This is a genomic window from uncultured Methanobrevibacter sp., assembly GCF_947169325.1.
Taxonomy (GTDB): Archaea; Methanobacteriota; Methanobacteria; order Methanobacteriales; family Methanobacteriaceae; genus Methanocatella.
The window spans coordinates 1-7,852 of sequence record NZ_CAMVPN010000089.1 but is presented as its reverse complement, the minus strand read 5'-3'; the positions used below and the strand labels follow the sequence as shown (position 1 = coordinate 7,852).

Here is a 7,852-nt window from a genome sequence, read left to right as displayed (position 1 = left end):
AGGCCTGTCGTTGCCGAGATGGGCGGTTTGGGAATCATATTCGGATTCGTATTCGGAATGTTTTCAGGAATCTACATGCACGACATTCTCACATTTCAGTTGATGGTAGTTCTGGTGGTAATGTTATTAGTATGTATGGTAGGTATTGTGGATGACCTGCTTGCCCTTTCATCAAGGTCAAAATTCTTTTTGCTTTTCATAGCAGGTATTCCGCTGATATGGGCGGCACCTCCAAACGTAGGTATCCTGTATCTGATTACAATTCCTATAGCTCTTTCAATCGGTTCAAATCTCACAAACATGCTTGCCGGTCTTAACGGTATCGAGTCAGGGTTGGGTGTCATTTCAATGGCATCACTGACAATAGCATGTATAATTTTGGGAAAATACGATGTTACAATCATATCCATGAGTATGCTTGGAGCATTGGTTGCATTTCTTTATTACAACAGATATCCTGCCAAGATTTTCCCAGGTGACACAGGTACATTGATTATCGGTGCTGCGATAGTGTGTATAGCATTCATCGGTAGGGTGAAGCTGATTGCCCTTATCGTATTGATGCCGAACATCATCGATGCGGCTTTAAAATTCTACTCCGCAGGAGTTATGAACCGTTCACAGCAAAAGCCTACACAGCTGAATGATGATGGAAAACTGGTAAGGCCTGATGCAGGTTTCAAGTCATTAATCAGACTGATTTTAAGAAAACCTATTGCAGAAAAGGATGCAGTCAAAATAATCTGGGCAATTGGAATAGTCTTTGGAATAATAGGTATTCTAGTGGCATTGGTAATGCCTGGAATGCTTGAAAGCAAGACACTGGTCAACTTCCTTCAAATCAAGGAAATGTTCTACCATATAGGGTGATTTCATGAGACCATATGTGATATTGAATGCTGCAATGACACTTGACGGAAAGATTGCAACCGCCACAGGAAGCTCAAACATCTCAGGTGAAGAGGACCTTAAAAGGGTTCATGAGATAAGAAAGGAATGCGATGCAATAATGGTTGGAATCGGAACGGTTCTTGAAGACGATCCAAGACTGACAGTCCACAAGGTTGATGCAAAACCCGAAGACAACCCTGTACGTGTGGTGGTTGACAGCAAATGCAGAACACCGATTGATGCAAGAATAACAAATTCCGATGCAAAGACAGTCATCGCCTGTACCAACGAATATAAGGATGAATTTTTGGCTTCCGATAAGTATGAAACCTTCAAAAAAAGAGGAGTGAAGTTCTTCTGGAGCGGAGATAAGAGAGTGGACCTGACAAGTCTGATGAGTTATCTTCACGAAGAGGGAATAGAAAAGCTGATGCTTGAAGGTGGAGCCACACTGAACTTTTCCATGATAAAGGCAGGCCTTATTGATGAGATTAACATCTGCGTTGCGCCGATGGTTGTAGGCGGTGCGAATGCAAAGACTTTCTTTGATGGTGAAGGCTTTGACACAATGGATGAAGCGGTCAGATTGGAGCTGTTTGACTCTTACACATTGGGAAAGGATTTGATTTTAAAATATAAAGTTTTGAAATAGTTGTTTTTTTAAAACATTCCGCTGAAACTGACATTCCTGCAGACGCAGTATCTGCACAGTGACCTTTCATCGTGGATGTATTTCATACGTCCCTTGCAGTAATAGTCGCCATTGAAATAGTATACGTCATCTTTTTTGTCTTCACTGAATGGGTGGAGAGGTTTTTTTGCAATCAGTGCTAGATACAGTGAAATGTTCTTTGTGAATTCTTGGGTTTCGCTATCTCCACCTGCATACCTGTCAAAATAAAACCCAATATCTGCCTTGATATTTTTTATAATATTATCTTTTATTTCAAAATCATCTAAAATAACTGTCTCATATATATCATCATATACAGATGTGTTATATTTTGCAAGTTTTTTTGTTAGGGGATCTTTGTACCTCTCATCAGTCACCTTGTTTCTCAGATAATCGATGGGATAGGCCTCAAGATTCTTTTGAATGATCTTTAAAAGTTTAGATGCCTTCATAAGATTCCTTTTGATTTTAAGAGTTCACGTGGATTGTCGACAAGTGCCTTCATGGCCTCCTCATGTGACATGCCTGCACCCAAAGCTATTTCATATGACTTTTCGAATGTTATGAGGTTGTCCGGTGAGTGTGTATCGGTATCAACTAAAAGTTTGTTTCCTACTTCACGGGCAACGTTTGCAACATGTCCGTTTCCAAGGCAGTGTCCTTTACGTGCGGAAATCTCAAGATAGATATCGTTTTCCTTTGCAATCTCTGCCTCTTCGATGGTTATCAAACCAGGATGGCCCAATATGTCGACATGTTCGGATTCAACTGCAGCACGGTTGGTTCCTGGAGTCACAGGTTCATTCAATGTTTCACCGTGGACAACAACTATTTTTGCACCCAATTCTTTGGCTCTTGCGGCTATTGCGTCAATGGACTCGCATGGGGCATGGGTTACTTCAGCCCCCAAAACAACGGTAATGTCCCAGTTGGCGTTGATGTCATCGATGGCATCCTGAATGGCAGGAATTGTATCGACGTTTGACCAGTCGACATGGTCTGTAATCGCTATTGCTTCATGATTCAATTTTAAAGCTCTTCTTGCAAGTTCTGAAGGCAGCAGTTCACCGTCACTGAATAAACTGTGCATATGTAAATCGATTCTTTTATTCAAAATAAAACCTCTTGATATTAAATATAATATTATATATAGTACATTTAATATAAAATTATATAACTTAAATTATTTTGAGGTTATAAAATGAAAGCGAAAGCAGTAAAGATAGCTGATGGTGTCTACTGGGTCGGTGTCATCCACTGGAACAGCAGAACTTTTCACGGATATGGAATTCCAGGTACCACCTACAATGCATATTTAGTATTTGGTGAAGAAAAAACTGTATTGATTGATAACGCTTATGTAGGATTGCAGAATCAATTGGATGCAAGAATTGAAGATGCATTTGCACAGGAAGGAAAAGACATTAAAATCGATGTCTTTGTACAGAACCACTCTGAAATGGATCATTCAACATACTTGAGAGACACTATTGATAAATACAACCCTGATGCTGAAATATATGCATCCGCTAACTGTATCAAATTTTTGGAAGCTCAATACCACAATTTCTCAGATTTGGAACTCACTGCCGTTGCTACCGGCGATGAACTGGACATTGGTGGAAGAACATTGAAATTCGTCTCAGCTCCTATGCTTCACTGGCCGGACAGCATGTTCACATTCTTGGCCGAGGAAGGAATACTGTTCTCAAACGACGCATTCGGACAGCACGTATGCCACTCCAAAAGATTCGATAAGGATTACTCCCTTGATTATCTTTTAAGGGAAGCGCAGAAATACTATGCAAACCTTGTAACCTTAGGCTCTCCAATGCTCAGAATGAAACTGCAGGAACTGACCGACAATGGCCTTTTGGAACAAATCAAAATGATTGCACCATGCCACGGTCAAATCTGGACAAATCCTGCTCCAATCGTAGAGAAATACTCCGAATGGGGATCTGGTGTGTGCAAAGACAAAATCACAGTTATATATGATACAATGCACCACTCAACCGAAAAGCTCGCATACCAAATCGCTGAAGGTATTATGAGCGAAGGCGTTGAAGTGGAAATGTACTTCATGCAGGAAGACGGTCCGGATGACGTAATTACCGACATCCTTGACTCCAAAGCCATTGCATTGGGCGCTCCTACAATGATGAACAAGCCTTTCCCAAGAATCGGTAACATGATGTACTGGCTTGACTGCGTCAACTTCAAGGGAACAGGCAGTGAGAAAAACGCATTGATATTTTCATCCAAAGGATGGGGTGGAGGAGCTATTGCAAAACTCCAACGTGACCTTGAAGAAGCAGGATTCACTGTAACAGATACATTGGATGTTTTGTTTGTGCCTGATGATGATGTGCTTGGCGAAGCATTCGAGAAAGGTGCAGAACTCGCTCGTTCAATTAAAGAATAGATTTTTTCTATTCTTAACTATTTTTTTTTAATTTCTAGATTGTTGTTAATAACAACTTTTAAATAATGCTCTTTTTATATTTTTTATTATGTCTGATTTAGTTATTTATTTTTCAAGAAGCGGTGAGAACTACTTCGGAGGAGTCCTTAAAAACATAGAAAAGGGAAACACAGAAGTGATTGCCGAATACATTCAGGAATTTACAGGCGCTGACCTGTTCAAGGTAGAGCCTGCAACCGAATATCCTGCGGATTATATGGAATGCATTGACGTTGCCAAAAAGGAACAGCAGCAGGATGCAAGGCCTGAAATAAAAGAAACATTGGAAAGGATTGCTGATTACGATACAATCTATATTGGTTTTCCGAACTGGTGGGGAACACTTCCGATGCCGATGTTTACACAGCTCGAACAGCTTGATTTTTCCGGAAAAACCGTTAAACCATTTGTTACTCATGAAGGGTCAGGTTTTGGCTCTTCACAAAGGGACTTAAAGAAGATATGCCAAGGCGCTGAGGTCAAAAAAGGTTTGTCAATACCCGGCGCAAATGTCTATGATGCAAAGGACACTGTAAAGGCATGGGTAAATGAATAGTCATTATTCATTTTTCCTTTAATTTTTTTCATCTCTGAAAATATATTACTTTTTTAATAATATCTTGATTGTCTTTTAATTATATCAATTAATGTTGCTTGCTTTTCATTAAACAGGTGAAATTTTGAACATGTTTTAGGATTATTAGATTTCATTGTTTTTTAAAAAATTTTTAAATTTTAAAATTTCAACTTCTTTTATTTTTTTACATTCTGTTTAATTTTTTAAATTTTAAATGAATGTTAATCATTAAAAATCAAATTTTATGATATTAAAAGATTATTTATTGAATATTTTATACTATTTTCATTTAGTTTATTCGACAATTTTTAGTAACGTTTATATTGAATGTAATTCAAAATTTTTAATACGGAATATGAATTCATATTATATGGCGATATTCCTGAGAATTTAAATAATATAATATTATGTTTATTGAGTTAGAACAAACTAATATTGAAATACAAAATCGAATTTCTGTTAAATACGTATTTAACTGATATGATTGGTATTTTTTGGTCTAGTGTTTTAATCGATGGGTATGATTGATTTAAACTGCATATGCGATGAGTTTTGATAGAAGCACATCTCTTTAAATCAGCTGTACTTTGTTGTTAAAAGCATTCTGATGATTAGGTTATATTATTTGTATTGTTTAAATAACTTGAAATAAATTTTAAATTTATATTATTGAATGGAAATGTGATTTGGTTTATATATTTGGTTTGTCTCTCGATTTGAGGGAAATTAAATGAAATGTAAACTGAAGATCTTATTGGTATTTTTAATACTGATATTGTCTATTGGGATGGTTTCAGCAAGTGGGGCTGTTTCAACAGACTCAAACGCAACAAATGGGAATGAACATTTAACTGGACAAGTAAGTACTGATGTTGACCTTTTAAGTGATAGTGGAAACCCTGCTACATTTACGGATTTGGATAACGATATTAAGAACGCTAAAAATGGTATTGTAACTTTAACTAAAGACTATAGATATGCCTCTGGTAAGGATCCATCAACATTAAGGAATGGTATTCAGGTTGAAAATCTGATAATCTACGGTAACAACCATACTATTGATGGAGCTAACCTTGCAAGAGCATTCACCCAATACAGTGGGTCTGTAACATTAAACAACATAAATTTCGTTAACGGATATGTATCTGCCAATACAAACGGTGGTGCATACCTTTTGGGTACCGGAACATTAACGGTTAACAATTGTCAATTTGAAAACAATTCTGCTGGAAGACATGGTGGAGCAATCGGTGTAACTTCCATACACCAGTCAAACTCAATCAGCGTTTATGACTCCACATTCAAGAACAATTCGGCAAAATTCAATGGTGGTTCATTATACGCAGGCAACTTGGTGGTTGAAAACTCCACATTCGAACAGAACAGGATTCTTACGAGATCCTCGTCGGAGTACACCAACATCGGCCAGAAGGGATTGGGTGGAGCAATATTTGCCGGCCATTCAGACATAAGAAAATCCCTCTTCAAAAACAATAGAGTTTTAAACAGCGGAAACTACCAGATTGAGGAAGGTGGGGGAGCAATAGCCTCCATCAATAAGTTAACAGTTGACGATTGTTTATTTGAAGAAAACTTCGCCCTTAAGGGAGGAGCAATATTCGGAATTTCAGAAAGTGAAGCTTATCTGATTCCGTCAAACAATATTCTGGTAAACAATTCCAAATTTATAAACAATGATGCAGACAGTGGTGGAGCGATCTGCTCCAACTTCAACATTACAGTCGACAATTCAGTGTTTGACAAAAACACCGCCAGCGGTTATGGTGGTGGAGCCATAAGCACTGGATTTAAAAGTAACAATAACATATTCGAAAATTCAAATTTCACAAATAACGTAGCATTCAACTATGGGGGAGCCATATCCTCCAGTCACTCTGACGTTAATAATTGTCTGTTCGACAACAACGAAGCTAATCACGGGGGAGCAATCTTTTCCCTAAGTTTCAGTGTCGAGGATTCAACTTTTAAAAACAACAGAGGAACATTGGGAAATGAGACAATTGTTGCAGTCGATACATTAACAATTGATGATAATACGGTTATCTCCAAAAATGAGGTAAGCATTTTCAATCAGCATACAGTTCACGATTACTCTCGTGACGTATTGAACGGAAACCCTGCAAGGACAATTAGCATCCCTAATGGTAACTTCGCAGGATATAACGTATACTGTATTGAGCAGCATTTGTTCTATCCGGATAACACTGAAGGGGTTTTGGTTAATGACCTGACCTATATCAGTAATTCCTTGGACAGGACCGTAGTGGGCGAATACGTAAGAATACTGTTCTATCTGCTCGATGCATATCCTGAAAAATACACAAGCTATTCATTAAGCGATATCCAGGACGTAATCTGGGTATTCACTGATGGACATTATGCAAATTCACGTGACAGGCTCATCAGAGACGTCATAGCTGCATATAATGAGGGAAGCATCGAATTCAACGATACAACATATGTATTGCCGAACGGTACTCTAATGGAATACGATATGCAGATATTCCTGACCCCAACAGACAGGCAGAACATGGTTTTATTCAAAAGCTGGCCTTTCGTGCCTAACTATAATGAAACCGTTAAAAAGGATACCTTAAATGAGACAGTTCTTGTCGGTGAAAATGTTCAATTCAGAATAACTGTAGCTAACACCGGTAATATGGTGTTGGAAGATGTATTTGTAAATGATACTCAATACAGCAGTGGTTTAGTTTATAGGAAATGGTATGCTGAAAAAGGTAGTTGGACCTATAAGGGCAATAGATTTTGGCTGTTGAACGATGATTTGGAACCTGGGCAGAACGCAAGTTTCATAATTGAGTTTACAACCAGGGCTCTCGGCAATCTGACCAATACCGTTGTCTCAGGGTATAAAAACATTACCTTGTCAAATTCAACAAACCAGACAAAAACATTAGCTAACCCTAGTATGACTGTTGAGAAGATATCTAACAACGTTAAGGTTGAACTTGGAAAAGAAGTCAGTTTCGACATTATCGTTAGAAACACAGGTAAATATGACATTACCGGCGTATATGTCATAGAAGATTACTATTCCAAAGGTTTGGTATACGATTACTATGTTGATCGCAGCAATACCTGGAAATATAAGGCTAGTGAAAGCAGATGGGATTACACCAAGGTCTTAGGTGTAGGCGAAGAGGCGAGATTTACTGTCTTTTTCCTTACAACAAAGATTGGTGTGAAATTTAACACAGTAATTGCG

Annotated in this window: 6 protein-coding genes and 1 pseudogene; 5 read left to right on the top strand and 2 right to left on the bottom strand. The window is 38.1% G+C overall.

The features are described 5' to 3' along the window. Both Q0W26_RS10265 and Q0W26_RS10260 read left to right on the top strand, forming a co-directional pair. The coding region (locus Q0W26_RS10265) for a multidrug transporter (protein ID WP_298524850.1) at window positions 1-870 on the top strand (870 nt) is incomplete at its 5' end. A gap of 4 nt (window positions 871-874) precedes the next feature. Next, window positions 875-1,543 carry a 2,5-diamino-6-(ribosylamino)-4(3H)-pyrimidinone 5'-phosphate reductase gene (locus Q0W26_RS10260; RefSeq protein WP_298524847.1) on the top strand — a complete coding sequence of 223 codons (669 nt, stop codon included), beginning with the start codon at window positions 875-877 and terminating at the stop codon, window positions 1,541-1,543. 8 nt (window positions 1,544-1,551) lie between these two features. On the opposite strand, the gene Q0W26_RS10255 is transcribed toward Q0W26_RS10260, so the two are convergent. Then, window positions 1,552-2,016: a DUF2115 family protein gene (locus Q0W26_RS10255; RefSeq protein ID WP_298524844.1), complete on the bottom strand. Its 465-nt coding sequence runs from the start codon at window positions 2,014-2,016 to the stop codon at window positions 1,552-1,554. Beyond that, entirely contained in the window at window positions 2,013-2,678 is a 666-nt protein-coding gene (locus Q0W26_RS10250; RefSeq protein WP_298524840.1) for a histidinol phosphate phosphatase domain-containing protein, read from the bottom strand. The genes Q0W26_RS10255 and Q0W26_RS10250 overlap by 4 nt, the downstream gene beginning before the upstream one ends. A gap of 87 nt (window positions 2,679-2,765) precedes the next feature. Between Q0W26_RS10250 and Q0W26_RS10245 the strand changes: the two genes are divergently transcribed. From Q0W26_RS10245 to Q0W26_RS10235, 3 genes and pseudogenes are all read left to right on the top strand, one after another. Next, the gene (locus tag Q0W26_RS10245) at window positions 2,766-3,989 is read left to right on the top strand and encodes an FprA family A-type flavoprotein (protein WP_298524837.1); all 1,224 of its coding nucleotides are present in this window, start codon (window positions 2,766-2,768) and stop codon (window positions 3,987-3,989) included. A gap of 85 nt (window positions 3,990-4,074) precedes the next feature. Beyond that, window positions 4,075-4,584, top strand: coding sequence for a flavodoxin (locus Q0W26_RS10240; RefSeq protein WP_342765349.1), 510 nt, complete (start codon window positions 4,075-4,077; stop codon window positions 4,582-4,584). Window positions 4,585-5,335: 751 nt separating this feature from the next. Continuing rightward, window positions 5,336-7,852: pseudogene (locus Q0W26_RS10235) on the top strand (hypothetical protein); the annotation flags it as partial.

What these genes read in the sequence shown, in the direction of transcription:
- Q0W26_RS10260 (WP_298524847.1), top strand. Translation starts at nt 875, where the DNA reads ATGAGACCATATGTGATATTGAATGCTGCAATGACACTTGACGGAAAG.
- Q0W26_RS10255 (WP_298524844.1), bottom strand. Translation starts at nt 2,016, where the DNA reads ATGAAGGCATCTAAACTTTTAAAGATCATTCAAAAGAATCTTGAGGCC.
- Q0W26_RS10245 (WP_298524837.1), top strand. Translation starts at nt 2,766, where the DNA reads ATGAAAGCGAAAGCAGTAAAGATAGCTGATGGTGTCTACTGGGTCGGT.